General features: G+C 67.9%; 16 protein-coding genes. 12 read left to right on the forward strand and 4 right to left on the reverse strand.

Annotation, left to right across the window (positions count from 1 at the left end; genetic code table 11):
- Positions 1 to 8: 8 nt before the first annotated feature.
- Together ACWZHB_RS24465 and ACWZHB_RS24470 are read left to right on the forward strand one after the other, a co-directional pair.
- Positions 9 to 254, forward strand: coding sequence for a DUF2630 family protein (locus ACWZHB_RS24465; protein WP_427904153.1), 246 nt, complete (start codon positions 9 to 11; stop codon positions 252 to 254).
- Complete coding sequence (locus ACWZHB_RS24470) at positions 251 to 1,696, forward strand: dihydrolipoyl dehydrogenase family protein (protein WP_427904154.1); 1,446 nt, start codon at positions 251 to 253, stop codon at positions 1,694 to 1,696. Before ACWZHB_RS24465 ends, ACWZHB_RS24470 begins: the two co-directional genes overlap by 4 nt.
- On the opposite strand, the gene ACWZHB_RS24475 is transcribed toward ACWZHB_RS24470, so the two are convergent.
- Both ACWZHB_RS24475 and cobF read right to left on the reverse strand, forming a co-directional pair.
- The gene (locus tag ACWZHB_RS24475) at positions 1,689 to 2,558 is read right to left on the reverse strand and encodes an Fpg/Nei family DNA glycosylase (RefSeq protein ID WP_427904155.1); all 870 of its coding nucleotides are present in this window, start codon (positions 2,556 to 2,558) and stop codon (positions 1,689 to 1,691) included. The two genes, ACWZHB_RS24470 and ACWZHB_RS24475, sit on opposite strands and share 8 nt — an antisense overlap.
- 18 nt (positions 2,559 to 2,576) lie before the next feature.
- Positions 2,577 to 3,335 carry a precorrin-6A synthase (deacetylating) gene (gene cobF, locus ACWZHB_RS24480; RefSeq protein ID WP_427904156.1) on the reverse strand — a complete coding sequence of 253 codons (759 nt, stop codon included), beginning with the start codon at positions 3,333 to 3,335 and terminating at the stop codon, positions 2,577 to 2,579.
- 58 nt (positions 3,336 to 3,393) lie between these two features.
- Between cobF and ACWZHB_RS24485 the strand changes: the two genes are divergently transcribed.
- From ACWZHB_RS24485 to ACWZHB_RS24510, 6 genes are all read left to right on the forward strand, one after another.
- Positions 3,394 to 4,197, forward strand: a complete 804-nt coding sequence (locus ACWZHB_RS24485) for a thymidylate synthase (RefSeq protein ID WP_358109177.1) — start codon at positions 3,394 to 3,396, stop codon at positions 4,195 to 4,197.
- Positions 4,198 to 4,202: 5 nt separating this feature from the next.
- Positions 4,203 to 4,682, forward strand: coding sequence for a dihydrofolate reductase (locus ACWZHB_RS24490; protein ID WP_427909282.1), 480 nt, complete (start codon positions 4,203 to 4,205; stop codon positions 4,680 to 4,682).
- Between the two features lie 104 nt (positions 4,683 to 4,786).
- On the forward strand, positions 4,787 to 5,113 hold the full coding sequence (locus ACWZHB_RS24495) for a cupin domain-containing protein (RefSeq protein ID WP_101465662.1): 327 nt from the start codon (positions 4,787 to 4,789) through the stop codon (positions 5,111 to 5,113).
- 67 nt (positions 5,114 to 5,180) lie between these two features.
- Positions 5,181 to 6,224 carry a Dyp-type peroxidase gene (locus tag ACWZHB_RS24500; RefSeq protein WP_427904157.1) on the forward strand — a complete coding sequence of 348 codons (1,044 nt, stop codon included), beginning with the start codon at positions 5,181 to 5,183 and terminating at the stop codon, positions 6,222 to 6,224.
- Entirely contained in the window at positions 6,225 to 7,022 is a 798-nt protein-coding gene (locus ACWZHB_RS24505) for a family 1 encapsulin nanocompartment shell protein (RefSeq protein ID WP_427904158.1), read from the forward strand.
- A 79-nt stretch (positions 7,023 to 7,101) separates the two neighbouring features.
- Positions 7,102 to 7,629, forward strand: a complete 528-nt coding sequence (locus ACWZHB_RS24510) for a hypothetical protein (protein ID WP_427904159.1) — start codon at positions 7,102 to 7,104, stop codon at positions 7,627 to 7,629.
- Between the two features lie 46 nt (positions 7,630 to 7,675).
- Here ACWZHB_RS24510 and ACWZHB_RS24515 read toward each other — a convergent pair whose 3' ends face one another.
- A complete protein-coding gene (locus ACWZHB_RS24515) occupies positions 7,676 to 8,356 on the reverse strand; it encodes a TetR/AcrR family transcriptional regulator (RefSeq protein ID WP_427904160.1) in 681 nt (226 codons plus the stop codon).
- Between the two features lie 217 nt (positions 8,357 to 8,573).
- Between ACWZHB_RS24515 and ACWZHB_RS24520 the strand changes: the two genes are divergently transcribed.
- The 4 genes from ACWZHB_RS24520 (at position 8,574) to ACWZHB_RS24535 (ending at position 13,751) form a co-directional block, all read left to right on the forward strand.
- Complete coding sequence (locus tag ACWZHB_RS24520) at positions 8,574 to 10,112, forward strand: amino acid permease (protein WP_427904161.1); 1,539 nt, start codon at positions 8,574 to 8,576, stop codon at positions 10,110 to 10,112.
- A 110-nt stretch (positions 10,113 to 10,222) separates the two neighbouring features.
- Positions 10,223 to 10,969, forward strand: coding sequence for a DUF1989 domain-containing protein (locus ACWZHB_RS24525; RefSeq protein ID WP_427904162.1), 747 nt, complete (start codon positions 10,223 to 10,225; stop codon positions 10,967 to 10,969).
- Positions 10,966 to 11,580: an urea amidolyase associated protein UAAP2 gene (locus ACWZHB_RS24530; RefSeq protein WP_427904163.1), complete on the forward strand. Its 615-nt coding sequence runs from the start codon at positions 10,966 to 10,968 to the stop codon at positions 11,578 to 11,580. The genes ACWZHB_RS24525 and ACWZHB_RS24530 overlap by 4 nt, the downstream gene beginning before the upstream one ends.
- The gene (locus ACWZHB_RS24535) at positions 11,577 to 13,751 is read left to right on the forward strand and encodes a 5-oxoprolinase/urea amidolyase family protein (RefSeq protein WP_427904164.1); all 2,175 of its coding nucleotides are present in this window, start codon (positions 11,577 to 11,579) and stop codon (positions 13,749 to 13,751) included. The genes ACWZHB_RS24530 and ACWZHB_RS24535 overlap by 4 nt, the downstream gene beginning before the upstream one ends.
- Here ACWZHB_RS24535 and ACWZHB_RS24540 read toward each other — a convergent pair whose 3' ends face one another.
- Positions 13,752 to 14,903, reverse strand: coding sequence for an epoxide hydrolase family protein (locus ACWZHB_RS24540; RefSeq protein WP_427904165.1), 1,152 nt, complete (start codon positions 14,901 to 14,903; stop codon positions 13,752 to 13,754).
- Between the last annotated feature and the right edge of the window lie 24 nt (positions 14,904 to 14,927).

Here is a 14,927-nt window from a genome sequence, read left to right on the forward strand (position 1 = left end):
GTGAGCATATGACCGATCAGGACATTCTGGCGCGGATCAAACAGCTGGTCGACGACGAGCACTCGCTGCGAGCCAAGGCCACCGCGGGCGAGATCGACCCGATCGCCGAACGCAAGCAACTGGCCGAGCTGGAGGTGATGCTCGATCAGGCGTGGGATCTGCTGCGGCAGCGGCGCGCTCGGACCGGCTCCGGCGAATCCGCCGAGGAAACCGGGCTGCGTTCCCCGCATGAGGTCGAGGGCTATCTGCAGTGACCGAGCTCGAATACGACGTCATCGTCATCGGCGCGGGTCCGGCGGGTGAGAACGCCGCCGCCTACGCCATCGCGGGTAGCGATCGCACCGCCGCCCTCGTCGAGCGGGAGCTGTTCGGTGGTGAGTGCAGCTATTGGGCGTGTATCCCCAGCAAGGCGCTGCTGCGCCCGGGCGCCGTGCTCGACCTCGGCGAGGCGATGCCGGGGGTGACCACGAGCGGCCCGCAGGTCGCCGACGTGCTGGCCCGCCGCGACGCCTTCGTGCACGACCACGACGACAGTTCCCAGGTCGAGTGGGCGAAATCGGCGAACATCGATCCCGTGCGCGGCGCGGGCCGCCTGATCGGCGAGCGCCGCGTCGAGGTCGATACCGACGACGGTGTCAAGGTCTTGCTGGCCCGGCACGCGGTGGTCATCGCGACCGGCACCACCGCCACCGTCCCCGACATTCCTGGCGTGCGCGAGGCCCTGCCGTGGACCTCTCGCGATGCCACCAACCTGACCGTCGTTCCGCGCCGAGTCGCCATTATCGGCGGCGGCGTCGTGGCCTGCGAGGCGGCGACCTGGCTGGCCGAACTCGGCGCCGAGGAAGTCACCCTGCTGGTCCGGGGTGACCGTCTGCTCCCACGCAACGAGCCGTTCGCCTCGGAGCTGGTCCTGCGGGGCTTGCGGGACAACGGCATCGTCGAGGTGCGGTTCCATACCGAACCACTGCTGGTCTCGCGTCGCGATCCCGAAAACACCGGCGTCGGGCGGATCCACGGCGGCCCCGTCACCCTGGTGCTCGACGACGGCGAACTCGAAGTCGACGAACTCGTCGTCGCCACCGGCCGCACGCCCGCCACCGCGAATCTCGGCCTCGACGCCATCGGCCTGCCCGCCGGCTATATCGAGGTCGACGACCAGCTGACCGCGCGCGAGGTGCCCGGCGACTGGCTTTACGCCGTCGGCGACGTGAATCACCGTGTGGCACTGACACATATGGGCAAGTACCAAGCCAGGGTGTGCGGTGACGTGATCGCCGCCCGCGCCGAGGGCAGGCCGCTGGACGGCATGCGGTTCACCGCGAGCGCCGACCACCAGCAGGTACCCCAGGTCATCTACACCGCGACAGAACTCGCGGCTGTGGGCCTCACCGAACACGAGGCACGCACCGCCGGATTCGCGGTGGACACGGTCGAACTCGACATCGCCGTCGCGGGTTCCGCACTCGCGCGTGACGACTTCCACGGTCGCGCGAAACTCGTCGTCGACACCGCCGCCCAGCGCATTCTCGGCGCCACCTTTGTCGGCCCGGAGATGGGCGAACACCTGCACGCGGCCACCATCGCGGTCGTCGGGCAGGTGCCGCTGGACACGCTGTGGAACGCCGTGCCCGCCTTCCCGACCGTCAGCGAATTCTGGCTCCGGCTACTGGAAGCCTGGCGCGAGAAGACTATTTGAGCAGCCGCGACATCCGCCGGTCGGCGAGCACTTTGCCGCCGGTCTGGCAGGTGGCGCAGTACTGGAACGACCGCTCCGCGTAGGACACCTCGCGCACGGTGTCGCCACACACCGGGCACGGTTGCCCGGTGCGGGCGTGCACCCGCATGCCCGAACGCTTTTCGCCCTTCAACCGGGCCGCGTCCTGCCCCACCGAGCGGTCGACCGCGTCGAGCAGAACGGTGCGCATCGCGGTGTACAACTGCGAAACCTTGTCCGTCGACATCGTTTTGGTGTTCGCGAACGGCGAGATCTTCGCGGTGTGCAGTATCTCGTCGGAATAGGCGTTGCCGATCCCGGCGAGCAGGGTCTGATCCACGATCGCGGTCTTGATCCGCTGCGAAGTACTTTTCAGCAGGGCGGCGAACTCGTCCTCGGTCAGCCCGAGGGCATCCGGTCCAAGCCGCGCGATCCCCGGCACCATCTTCGGGTCCTCGACGACGTACACCGCCAGCCGTTTCTTCGTCCCGGCCTCGGTCAGGTCGATCGCGGGCGTAGCACCCTCGGGGGTGAAGAAATGCACGCGCAGCGCCAACGGGCTCTTTCCGCCCGGCTTGGGCGGCACCGGATTCGGCTCATCGACCCAGCGCAACCAGCCACCGCGCGACAGATGGGTGATCAGCCACAGTCCGCCACAATCCATTCCGAGGAATTTCCCCCACCGCCCCGCACCGGTGACATCCCGGCCGGACAACGCGGTGACCGGCGGATCGAAGGTCTTCACCGCGCTCAGGGCGGCCACATCCACACGGCCGACCACAGCGCCGACGGCATGATCCCGAAGGAACTGCGCCAACGCCTCGATTTCCGGCAGCTCGGGCACGGGTGCCAGTTTAGCGATCTATCGCGCGTCGGCGCGGGATCCGGCCCGGAGCAGATAGACATCCATGATCCAGCCCTTTTCCGCGCGCAGTTGCGCGCGGCGAGCCACGATGTCGCGTTCTACCTCGCGCACGTTGCCTTCGATCAGGGTTTCGTCGGGCATACCGAGATAGGCACCCCACCAGATGTGGATATCGTCGCCGCTGATCTCGGTGAACGAGCATTCACCGTCGAGCATCACCACCGTCGACCCTGGCCCGAGCCCCTCATCGCGCAGTCGGCGCCCGGTGGTGACGTGGACGGGTTCGCCGATCCGGTGCAGCACCATCCGGTGCCGGGCGGCCAACGCGGCGACGCTGGTGACGCCGGGGATCACCTCGTAATCGAAGTCAGCGCGCCCGCGCGCGAGCACATGCTCGACCATCCGCAGCGTGCTGTCGTACAGCGCCGGATCGCCCCACACGAGAATCGCGCCGATACCGTCCACCTGGTCGAACGCGGCTTCGAGGAGCTCCGAACGCCGTTCGTGCCAGTCCACGACGACACCCGCGTAGTCCGCGGGGGTACGTTCGCGCGGCGGATCGGTGATCTCGATGATCCGGTGCGGCCCGGCCACGTGCTCGGCCAGGATCGTGGTGCGCACGTCGACCAGTTCCTGCTTTTCGGCACCTTTACCGATCACGAAGAAGGCCTCGGCCTTTCGCATGGCCTTGACCGCCTGCATCGTCACCTGGTCGGGGTCGCCCGCGCCGATGCCGATCACGTAGAGCTTGCGCATAGCGCAAGAGCTTGCCAGGTGCCGATCCACCGGCCCGACCCACGTAGAATCGCAAGTCGTGGCCACCCCTGATACGCAGTACGAGGATCTGCTCCGGCACGTTCTGGAGCGAGGCACGCCAAAGGCCGATCGCACCGGCACCGGAACCCGCAGTATCTTCGGTCACCAGCTGCGCTACGACCTGGCCGAATCCTTCCCGCTGATCACCACCAAGCGGGTCCACATGAAATCCATCGCCTACGAACTGCTGTGGTTCCTGCGCGGTGACTCCAACGTCTCCTGGCTGCGCGAACACGGCGTGACCATCTGGGACGAATGGGCCGACGCCAAGGGTGAACTCGGCCCCGTCTACGGCGTGCAGTGGCGCTCGTGGCCGACCCCCGACGGCACCCACATCGACCAGATCGCCCAGGTGCTGCACACCCTGCGCACCGACCCGGATTCACGCCGTATGATCGTCTCGGCCTGGAACGTGGCCGACCTGGACAAGATGGCCCTTGCCCCCTGCCACGCCTTCTTCCAGTTCTATGTCGCCGACGGCAAGCTGTCCTGCCAGCTGTATCAGCGCAGCGCCGACCTGTTCCTCGGGGTGCCGTTCAATATCGCCAGCTACGCCCTGCTCACCCTGATGGTCGCCCAGCAGACCGAGCTGGAGCCGGGCGAATTCATCTGGACCGGCGGCGACGTGCACATCTACGACAACCACGTCGACCAGGTTCGCGAGCAGCTCACCCGCGAGCCCTACCCGTTCCCGACGCTGCACCTGCGTCCGGCGACGAGCTTGTTCGACTACGCCTACGAGGACATCGAGCTGTCCGGCTACGAGCACCACCCCGGCATCAAGGCGCCGGTGGCGGTGTGACTCGCATGATCGGCCTCATCTGGGCGCAGGCGAACAACGGCGTGATCGGCGTCGACAACACCATTCCGTGGCGCGTGCCCGAGGATATGGCGAATTTCCGCGATACCACCATGGGGCACCCGGTGATCATGGGCAGGCGGACGTGGGATTCGCTTCCGGCGAGTTTCCGCCCGCTGTCCGGTCGCCGCAACATCGTGGTCACTCGCCAGACTGATTGGTCCGGAGAGGGTGCCGAACGCGCCGCGTCGGTGCCCGAAGCGCTGGCCATGACCGGCGAGGCGGACACCTGGGTCGCCGGCGGCGGCGAGATCTACCGGGCCGCCCTGCCACTCGCCACGTCACTGCTGGTCACCGAGGTCGACACCACCGTGACGGGCGATGCCTTCGCCCCGGCCATCGGCCCGGAATGGCAGGCGGACGACACCCCGTGGCGCACCTCGAAAACCGGTCTGCGCTACCGCATTCGCCACTACACCCGCGGCTGACAACACACCGCTAACGGTCGCGGCAAAACGCCCGAACGCGTGGGCGCCGTCGGGCATACTCCTGGCAAGACCTGCCCGCGAGATGCCTGCGAAAGGCCCGATCCATGGACAAGAAATCGCTGACCGCGGTGGCCCGTCAACAGCTCAAGCTGGCCGCCACTTCGACGAGCGGCCGGAGCTCGCAAACCCTCATCGGCGGCCACACCCACGCGCTGCGCCAGACGGTCGTCGCCCTCGCCGAGGGCCAGAGCCTGGCCGAACACGACAACGCGGGCGATGCCACCATCCAGGTGCTCTCCGGCACGCTGGTGCTGATCGCTGGCACCGACGAATGGAAGGGCTCGGCAGGCGATCTGATCGTGGTGCCGCGCGCTCGCCACAGCGTCAAAGCCGTCGACGATGTCACCTTCCTGCTGACCGTCGCCAAATAGGCCGCTCACCTGACACACCAGAGTGCTGCGACGAAACCTGTCGGCGCGGCGCCGTACTCTGGTCCCCATGGGTGAGCCACAGCCTGTCCTCGATCCACTCACACCGGCCGCGATCTTTCTTGTCGCCACGATCGACGAGGGCGGCGAATCGGCGGTCCGCGACCTCCTGGCCGATATCTCGGGTTTGCGCCGTTCGGTCAGTTTCCGGGTGCCCGGCGAGGGATTGACCTGCGTCACCTCGATCGGCTCCGCGGCGTGGGACCGCCTCTTCACCGGCCCGAAACCAGCTGAGCTGCACGAGTTCCCGGGATACGACGGGCCGATCCACAGCGCACCGGCCACCCCGGGCGACCTGCTCTTCCACATCAGGGGCGAGACCCAGGGCCCGTGCTTCGAACTCGCCATGGTGATCGGCGCGCGGTTGAAAGGCGCGGCCACCATCGTCGACGAGACGGTCGGCTTCCGCTACTTCGAACAGCGCGACCTGCTCGGTTTCGTCGACGGCACCGAGAACCCCGAGGGCCGCGCCGCGGCCTCGGCGGCGCTGATCGGCGACGAGGACCCAGCCTTCACCGGCGGCAGCTACGTGATCGTGCAGAAGTACACCCACCCGCTCGACCAGTGGAACGCGCTGTCCATCGAGGAGCAGGAGCGGGTGATCGGGCGGACCAAGCTCGCCGACTACGAACTGCCCGACGATGTGAAGCCGCCGGATTCGCATGTCGCGGTGAACACCCTCGTCGACGCCGACGGCACCGAACGGCAGATCGTGCGCGCCAATATGCCCTTCGGCACCATCGGCACCGGCGAGTTCGGCACCTACTACGTCGCGTACGCGGCCACGCCGAGCGTCACCGAACGCATGCTGGAGCGGATGTTCCTCGGCACCGACGAGGCAGCCTACGACCGCATCCTCGACTTCTCGTTCGCGGTCACCGGTACCTCGTTCTTCACCCCCACCGTCGATTTCCTCGACGATCTTCCCGACGCACCCGAGACCGCCGTCACCGAGATCGAGCCGACGACCCTTTCCGAATTCGACCCGATAGAACGGGCGAACGCCGCGGCAGACGGGTCGCTCGGCATCGGCACGATGAAAAGGAGTATCTGAATGAACAACCTGCATCGCGAACTCGCGCCGATCACCGGCGAAGCCTGGTCGCAGATCGAGGAGGAGGCGACCCGCACGTTCAAGCGCAATATCGCGGGCCGCCGGGTGGTCGACGTGGCGGGACCGCACGGTTTCGACTTCTCGGCCCGCAACCTCGGCCGGGTCACCTCGATCGACTCGCCCGACGACGGCGTGCAGGCCCGTCAGCGCGTAGTGCAGCCGGTTGTCGAACTGCGGGTGCCGTTCACCCTGCAGCGCGCCGAGCTCGACGACATCGAGCGCGGCGCGGGCGACGCCGACTTCGACAATCTCAAGGACGCTGCCCAGAAGATCGCCTTCGCCGAAGACCGCGCGATCTTCGAGAGCTACGCCGCCGCGGGCATCACCGGTATCCGCGAGGCGGCCTCGAATTCTCCCGTCGCGCTGCCGAACAATGTGGTCGACATCCCCGACGCCATCTCGCACGCTCTCACCGGCCTGCGTCTGGCCGGCGTGCAGGGCCCGTATTCGGTCGTGCTCAGCGCCGAGCTCTACACCCAGGTCAGTGAGACCTCCGACCACGGCCACCCGATCCGCACCCACATCGAGCGGCTGATCGAGGGCGAGATCATCTGGGCACCGGCGATTTCCGGCGGCTTCGCGCTCACCACCCGCGGCGGCGATTTCGAGCTGGCGCTGGGTCAGGACCTGTCGATCGGCTATCTCAGCCACGACGCCGAGACCGTGCAGTTGTACTTCCAGGAGACCTTCACCTTCCGCGTCGAGACCTCCGAAGCAGCGGTGTCGCTCGGCTCCTGAGCACGGCCGCTAGGGTAGGCCACGAATCGCGATTCGGGGACGGCTTACTCGGGCCCCGGAGCTGGAGAGGGAGGTCCGCATGTCGGTCGTGCGTGCCGGTGTGGTGCCCGCTGGTCGGAGCATGGCGTATTGCTTGATCGCAGTCCTGGTCACCACGGGCGTCGTCGGGTTGTTCCTGGCGATGTTCGGGGTGAACCGGGTGATCACCGGATTGCTGGTCGGGGCGGTCGGTGGATTCGCGGTGGGTGTCGCGCTGTTCATCCGTGATGTCGTCGAACTGCACGAGCACGCGATCTACGCGCGGACCCCGTTCCGCTCCTCGACCGTGCCGTGGGACCGCGTCGTCGCGGGCCGCTTCACCCTCGACGAGCACTCCCGCTGGGCTCTGGCGCTCGACCTCGACGGCGAGTCGGCCGACGAGCTCGTACTGCTGTCGATTCCCCCGGTGATCCGCCCCGTCACCGGCGCCTACGACATGCGCAAACGTGAACAGGTGAGCGAGATCCGGGAGATGCTGCGCGCCAAGCGAATCCCGATCACCGTCCTGCCCGAAATCGCCGAGGCGCTCAACCAGCACTGGCAGATCGCACCGCCGACCGCCCGCTGATTCCGCCCACCCTCGCGCGGGCCCGATCCCCACACCGGCGCGCGCATCAAGCCGGCGGGGTGCCGCCGATCTCCCCCAACCGTGCGAGTAGCGCGCAGGCCGCGGCCCGCACCGCACCGACATCGCCGCGATGTCCGACGATCCGCACGATCCCGTCCGGGATTTCGCGCTCGGTGTCGATGCCCGCGTCCCCCTCGTCGTACCTGATCGCGATCACCGTCTCGACCAGACGGAACGGCAGGATCCGCGAACCCTCGGATTCCCCCGCGGCCGCCGACGACGCGGCGGCCAGCCGCTCGTAGTGCCCGCGCAGTTCGTCACGGCGGCGCCGGAACGCGACGAAACGTTCGGTGCGTAGCTCCGGCAGCAGGTACAGCGCACCCAGGTTCCAGCGCGCGGTGCGTAATTGGCGCACGTCGAACAGCGCCAGCGCGTACAGCTGGACCACCGCGGATTCCGGCTCGGCCATCATCCGCTGCGCGAATTCGACCGGGCCTGCCACCGTTTCGGCCAGCAGCGCGTCGAGGATGTCGTCCTTGGCGGCGAAGTGGTGATACAGCGAGGCCTGGCGGATGCCGACCGCGTCGGCCACCGCCCGGGTCGAGGTGTTGGCGTACCCCTTGGTGGTGAACAGCTCCGCCGCCGCGTCGAGGATCTCCGCGCGCGGCGTGGTTCCCTGCCTGCGCCGCTGTTCCAGCCGGGGACGCCCGGGCCCGAGATTCGCCACACCGGAGATTCTGTCATCGGGCCATGACCTGCCCCGCAGTGGGCAGCTCACCAGCGAAGATGCCCGGCGGTCGATTTTCTGTCATTTGACAGAAACTCAGGCAACGCAGAAGTTACCGCGGGCCGCCCAGTCGATACACGCACGACACCGTTCGAGCGATCGCGCGCGCAAAACTATCGACTGATAGATATTGGCCGAACCGCTGAAGGACACCGACATGGCCACGACACTCGAATCCCCCGCCGCCCCACCCGAACTCGCCCGCGACAGCGCCGATCTGGCAGCTTTCGGCTACCAGCCGGTCCTGCACCGCAAACTGGGGCGCTACGCGTCCTTCGCAGCAGGTTTCTCGTTCGTCTCCATCCTCACCACGATCTTCCAGTTCTTCGGCTTCGGCTATTCGTTCGGCGGCGCCGCCTTCTTCTGGACCTGGCCGCTCGTGTTCGCGGGCCAGTTCCTGGTCGCGCTCAACTTCGCCGAACTCGCCGCCCGCTACCCGATCTCCGGCTGTATCTATCAGTGGTCGCGCCGGCTGGCGGGCGGGCTGATCGGCTGGTTCGCCGGCTGGATGATGGTGATCGCGCAGGTCGTGACCGCCGCCGCGGCCGCCATCGCGCTGCAGGTGGTACTGCCCTCGATCTGGAGCGGATTCCAGCTCATCGGCACCGACACCGCCCTCACCTCCCGCGACGGCGCGATGAACGCCGTGCTGCTCGGCAGCGTGCTGCTCGTTGTCACCACCACGATCAATGTGATCGGCATCGATCTGATGGCGAAGATCAACTCGATCGGTGTCACCGTCGAGATCGTCGGCGTGCTGGCGATCATCGCGCTGTTCTTCGCCAACAGCGAGCGCGGCCCCGACGTCGTGTTCCAGACCGACCAGGCCTCCCCCGGCCCCTACTGGGCGGCGTTCCTGGTGTCGGGCCTGATGGCCGCCTATGTGATGGTCGGATTCGATTCCGCCGGTGAGCTTTCCGAGGAAACCAAGAACCCGCGCACGGTCGCTCCGCGCACCATCCTGCTCGCCCTGTCGGTATCGGCGCTCGGCGGCGGCCTCATGCTGCTCGGCGCCCTGATGGCGGCACCGAGCCTGTCCGACGGCGAATTGTCTTCCGGCGGACTGGCTTACGTCATCACCTCGAAGCTGAACAGCCCCGCGGGCTCGGTCCTGCTCGGTTGCGTCGCGGTGGCGGTGATCGTCTGCACGCTCGCGATCCAGACCGCGGGCTCGCGCCTGCTGTTCTCGATGGCCCGCGACGGCAAACTGCCGTTCGCCAAGGCGCTCTCCACCGTCCACCCGCGCTTCGGCACGCCCGTGTGGCCCGCCGTGGTGATCGGCGCGCTCGGCATCGGCCTGCTGGTGCTCAACCTGGGTAACCCGGCTATCTTCGCCACCCTCGCCAGCGTCTGCATCGTCAGCCTGTACCTGGCTTATCTGCTGGTCACAGTCCCCTTGCTGATCCGCCGGATCAAGGGAATGCCCGCCCTCGACGACAAATCCCTCTTTCACCTGGGCCGCTGGGGCATCCCCATCAACGCACTCGCCGTCGTCTGGGGTATCGCCATGGTCATCAACCTGGCCTGGCCCCGCCCCGAGGTCTACACCCCCGCAGGCGGCAGCTGGTGGCAACTCTGGGCAGGCCCGCTGTCGGTAGCCGTGATCCTCACAGCGGGCGCCATCGTCTACCGATTCGTCGTCGCTACCCCGAAAGACGCCGCGACGGAGTCCGAAATCGCTTCCGCGACAGCTTGATCCACAGGCGCGGCGGGTGCGCCGAGTACGCACCCGCCGCGATTGCGCCCAGCTCGCACCACGAGCTCGCCCATCGTCCCGTTCGTCACCCACTCGCTGAGGAGTAACCGATGACGAGTACCCAGTCCACCGACGGCGCCCGCGCCCACGCGCGAGCCCAGGCCGCGGCTGCCACACAGGCACGTCCTGAAACACCGGACGGCATCGACCCCGCGACAGTCGTTGTCGCACAGCGTATTCCCTCGGGGGGCTATGCGAACGTCGTGCTCGGCCGCGGCACTCGAGTACGTCTCGCCGACCCGTCCGGCACCACCTGCGCCCACCTGTTCCTGCTGCGCGCCGAAGCATCCTGGGAGCGGCTGAATGTCGCTGACACGGTGAAGGTGCCGTGGCAGGCGTACCTGAGCGCGGGCCACCCTCTGCTCTCCGACCAGGGCAGAGTGCTGGCGACGGTTCTCGCCGACACCTCCGGCCACCACGACACCCTGTGCGGCCCCACCACCGACGGCCGCCACCAGCTCCACGTCGCCGGTGCCAAACAGGGGCTCGAACCCCGCGATATCGGCCCCTCGATCGCCCTGTTCCGTGGCGCCCGCGTCGCACCGAACGGCGCGATCGAGCCGACCGGCAACGGTCCCGTGGGCGCCACCATCGACCTGTTGGTTCACCTCCCGCTGACCCTCCTGGTCGCCAACGCGCCCCATCCCCTCGACGACCGGCCCACTGGCGACCTCGACCTCCTCGCCTGGTCCGCCCCCACCGATCGCGTCACCAACGCCGACCCCGAATACCGACGGGCCGTGGACAACACCGAAGCCGCCTGGTCGGCCGCACTGAACACGGAGGTTCCGGCATGACCACCACCCGCACCGTCGTCCTCGACGAGACCGTCCCCGCCCAGGCACCCTGGTCGGCGATCGTCCGCGCAGGCGACCACCTCGACATCATCGACCTGCACGGCAACCAGGCCGTCGACTGCCTGCTCTACTCCGCTGCCGACCACACCGACCGCTACAGCGCCCAAGCCACCATCGCGGCCCAGCGAAATATCTTCCTCACCACCGGCAGCGTTCTGCGCACCGAAGCCGGCACTCCCCTGATGACCGTCATCGCCGACGAGGTCGGCAACCACGACACCATCGCGGGCGCCTGCTCCCAGGAATCCAACACCCTGCGCTACGGCCACCACACCCGCCACCAGCACGCCTGCGTGGAGAACTTCCTCACCGCCGCCCTCGAATGGGGTCTGGGCAAACGCGACCTGGTCTCCAACATCAACTGGTTCATGAACGTCCCCGTCGAGCCCGACGGCACCCTCGGCATCGTCGACGGCCTGTCCGCGCCCGGCAAGAAGCTCACCCTGCGCGCCGAGGCCGACACCCTGGTCCTGGTCTCCAACTGCCCCCAGATCAACAACCCCTGCAACGGTTTCGACCCCACCCCCGTCCGCATGGTGGTGACCCGATGAGCCTCACCGACACTCGCGCCGGCGCTGCCGACCTCTCGGTCGAAACGCCTACATCGCGCACGAGTACCGTCCTCGCGCCGGGTATCAGCCGAGCCGAGGCCACTGGCGACGTCGGCACTGTTCACGCCACGGTGGCCGGGCTCGAGCCGAACTCGGGCCCATCTTCTCCGGCGCGCATCGAGGTCGTCCGGCCCGGTATGCAGACCACCGTGCAGGACTGGCCGGGCCGAATCGGCTACTGGCACATCGGCGTTCCGCCGTCCGGGCCGATGGACGACCTGTCGTTCCGGCTCGGCAACCGGGTGCTCGGCAATCCGGAAGGTGCGGCCGGGCTGGAATGCACCCTCGGCGGACCCGCGCTGCGTTTCACGACGGCGACGTGGGTGTGTGTCACCGGCGCGGTCGCCGACGTTCGGGTCGACGGCCGCCCGGCCGAGCAGTGGCGCACCGTCGAGGTCCCGGCAGGCGGTGTCCTCGATGTCGCAGCGATCCGTGGTCCCGGCATGCGCACCTACATTCTCGTCTCGGGTGGGATCGATGTCGATCAATTCCTCGGCAGCGCCGCCACATTCACGCTCGGCAAGTTCGGCGGCGGCACCGGCGCGGCCCTGCGGGCCGAAGACTCGCTCGCTCTCGGCGAGCCGGCGACTCGTCTCGCGCCCGCCGTTCCGATGGCCGACATCCCCGCCTTCGGACGGCGCTGGGAGCTGGCGGTCACCGAGGGCCCGCACGGCGCACCGGAGTTCTTCACCCGCGCCGACTTCGACACCATCATCGGCACCGACTACGAGGTGCACTTCAATTCCGACCGCACCGGCGTCCGGCTGATCGGACCGAAGCCGGAGTGGGCGCGTACCGACGGCGGCGAAGCGGGCTTGCACCCGTCCAACATCCACGACAACGCCTACTCGATCGGCGCACTCGACTTCACCGGCGACACCCCGATCCTGCTCGGTCCCGACGGCCCGAGCCTGGGCGGCTTCGTCTGCCCGATCACCGTGGTCGCGGCCGACCGCTGGAAACTCGGCCAGCTCACCCCCGGCGACAAGGTGCGTTTCGTCCCCGTCCGCGCCGACCACGCCGCACCCGCCGCGGCGCTCGGCGCGAGCAGGCGTGCATCCCTGGGCACGGTGCTTTCGGCGGGCCGTGACGGCGACGACGGAGTACTTCGTCGCGCCGATGTCGACGACGAGACCGGCGTGACCTACCGCAGGCAGGGTGACGACGGCGTCCTGGTCGAATACGGCACGCTCACCTTGGATCTGGGCTTGCGCGCCCGAGTTCATGCCCTGCACCAGCATCTGATCGCCATCGGTGTACGCGGGGTCATCGAACTCACCCCGGGCATTCGCTCCTTACAGATCCGGGTCGACCCAGCCGTCCTGCCGATCGCACAGCTCCTCGACCTGCTGGCCGAAGCCGAAGCGCACCTACCGGATTCGGCCGAACTCGTGGTGCCGAGCCGCACCGTCCACCTACCGCTGTCCTGGGACGACCCGTCCACGCGCGAGGCCATCATCCGCTACATGCACGGTGTGCGTCCCGACGCGCCGTGGTGCCCGTGGAATATCGAATTCATCCGCCGCATGAACGGCCTGGCCTCGGTCGACGATGTCTACCGAACCGTCTTCGATGCCGAGTACCTGGTCCTCGGCCTCGGCGACGTCTATCTCGGCGCCCCCGTGGCCACCCCCACCGACCCCCGCCACCGACTGGTCACCACCAAGTACAACCCGGCCCGCACCTGGACCCCTGAGAACGCCGTCGGCATCGGCGGCGCCTACCTCTGCATCTACGGCATGGAGGGCCCTGGCGGCTACCAGTTCGTCGGGCGCACGACCCAGGTGTGGAACCACCGCGCCCGACCTGTGGGTACCGCGGGGCCCGGGGTCGACCGGTTCGCTACCGACGCGGAAACCCCTTGGCTACTGCGCTATTTCGACCGGATCAAATGGCATCCGGTGGAGGCCGACGAACTCCTCGATCTGCGTGCGGATTTCACCGCGGGCAAGGTGGACGTCACTGTCACCGACGGCGAGTTCCGGCTCGCGGACTACCGCGGGTTCCTCACCGATAACGCGAGCTCCATCGAGGAATTTCGCGCTGTCCAAGCCGAAGCGTTCGCCGCCGAACGCCAATCATGGCGCTCGGCAGGCGAACTCGCGGACTGATCAGCGCAACGTACGGAAGAACTCGCGCACATCGGTGGTGAGCAGTTCCGGTTCCTCCAGTGCCGCGAAGTGCCCGCCCCGGTCCACATCGTTCCAGCGCACGATCGTGTTCTCCGCCTCGTCGAAGCGCCGGATCGCCACATCGTGGGCGAAAACGAGCACGCCGGTCGGCACACCCGAATTCGCGGGCACCGCACCCCATTCCACCGGTTGCGCGTAGCCGACGTAGGCCGCCGAGCCCGCGGTGCCGGTGAGCCAGTAGATCATCGCGTTGGTCAGCAGCCGATCACGATCGATGATCTTGTCCGGCAGCGTCTCACGCGGGTGCGTCCACTCCCGGAACTTGTCCATGATCCACCCCAGCTGCCCGATCGGGGAGTCGACCAGCCCGTAGGCCAGGGTCTGCGGGCGGGTGGACTGCACGGCGATGTAGCCGAACTCCTCGTTCATGAACGCCTCGATCCGCGCGATGCGGTCACGCTCGAGTTCGGTCAGGCTCGCCATGTCCGCCTCCGACAGCGGCAGTTGCGGGAACGAGCCCGCACCACCGTTGACGTGCACACCGATTACCCGATCCGGTGCCACTCGCCCGACCTCCGGGCTCACCGCCGCACCGATGTCACCACCCTGCACCCCGAACCGCTCGTAGCCGAGCCTGGTCATCAGTTCGACCCAGGCCTCGGCGATCCGGCGCACCGACCACCCCTGCGTGACCGGTCCGGAGAACCCGAAACCGGGCAGCGACGGGATCACCACGTGGAAGGCATCGGCCGGGTCGCTGCCGTACGCACGCGGGTCGGTCAGCGGGCCGATCAGGTCGAGGAATTCCGCGATCGAGCCCGGCCAGCCGTGCGTCAGCAGCAGCGGCACGGCATCGGATTCGGCCGAGCGGACGTGCAGAAAGTGGATGTTCTGCCCGTCGATCACGGTGGTGAACTGCTCGTGCGCATTGAGTTTCGCCTCCTCTGCCCGCCAGTCGTAGCCGGTGCGCCAGTGGTCGACGAGCTCGCGCAGGTAACCGGTCGGCACGCCGGTGTCCCAGTCATCGCCCGGCAGCGCGGCGGGCCAGCGCGCGTTGTCGAGCCGATTGCGCAGGTCATCGAGCTGCTGCTGCGAGATGTCGATGCGGTAGGGCTGGATCTCGTTGCTCATGAGATCAACAGTACGAGCCACCTA

Source organism: Nocardia sp. FBN12 (genome assembly GCF_054031145.1).

Excerpts from the sequence above, each read along its gene's own strand:
- ACWZHB_RS24465 (WP_427904153.1), top strand. The coding sequence starts at position 9 with ATGACCGATCAGGACATTCTGGCGCGGATCAAACAGCTGGTCGACGAC.
- cobF (WP_427904156.1), bottom strand. The coding sequence starts at position 3,335 with ATGCGCAAGCTCTACGTGATCGGCATCGGCGCGGGCGACCCCGACCAG.
- ACWZHB_RS24490 (WP_427909282.1), top strand. The coding sequence starts at position 4,203 with ATGATCGGCCTCATCTGGGCGCAGGCGAACAACGGCGTGATCGGCGTC.
- ACWZHB_RS24495 (WP_101465662.1), top strand. The coding sequence starts at position 4,787 with ATGGACAAGAAATCGCTGACCGCGGTGGCCCGTCAACAGCTCAAGCTG.
- ACWZHB_RS24500 (WP_427904157.1), top strand. The coding sequence starts at position 5,181 with ATGGGTGAGCCACAGCCTGTCCTCGATCCACTCACACCGGCCGCGATC.
- ACWZHB_RS24505 (WP_427904158.1), top strand. The coding sequence starts at position 6,225 with ATGAACAACCTGCATCGCGAACTCGCGCCGATCACCGGCGAAGCCTGG.
- ACWZHB_RS24510 (WP_427904159.1), top strand. The coding sequence starts at position 7,102 with ATGTCGGTCGTGCGTGCCGGTGTGGTGCCCGCTGGTCGGAGCATGGCG.
- ACWZHB_RS24520 (WP_427904161.1), top strand. The coding sequence starts at position 8,574 with ATGGCCACGACACTCGAATCCCCCGCCGCCCCACCCGAACTCGCCCGC.
- ACWZHB_RS24525 (WP_427904162.1), top strand. The coding sequence starts at position 10,223 with ATGACGAGTACCCAGTCCACCGACGGCGCCCGCGCCCACGCGCGAGCC.
- ACWZHB_RS24530 (WP_427904163.1), top strand. The coding sequence starts at position 10,966 with ATGACCACCACCCGCACCGTCGTCCTCGACGAGACCGTCCCCGCCCAG.
- ACWZHB_RS24535 (WP_427904164.1), top strand. The coding sequence starts at position 11,577 with ATGAGCCTCACCGACACTCGCGCCGGCGCTGCCGACCTCTCGGTCGAA.
- ACWZHB_RS24540 (WP_427904165.1), bottom strand. The coding sequence starts at position 14,903 with ATGAGCAACGAGATCCAGCCCTACCGCATCGACATCTCGCAGCAGCAG.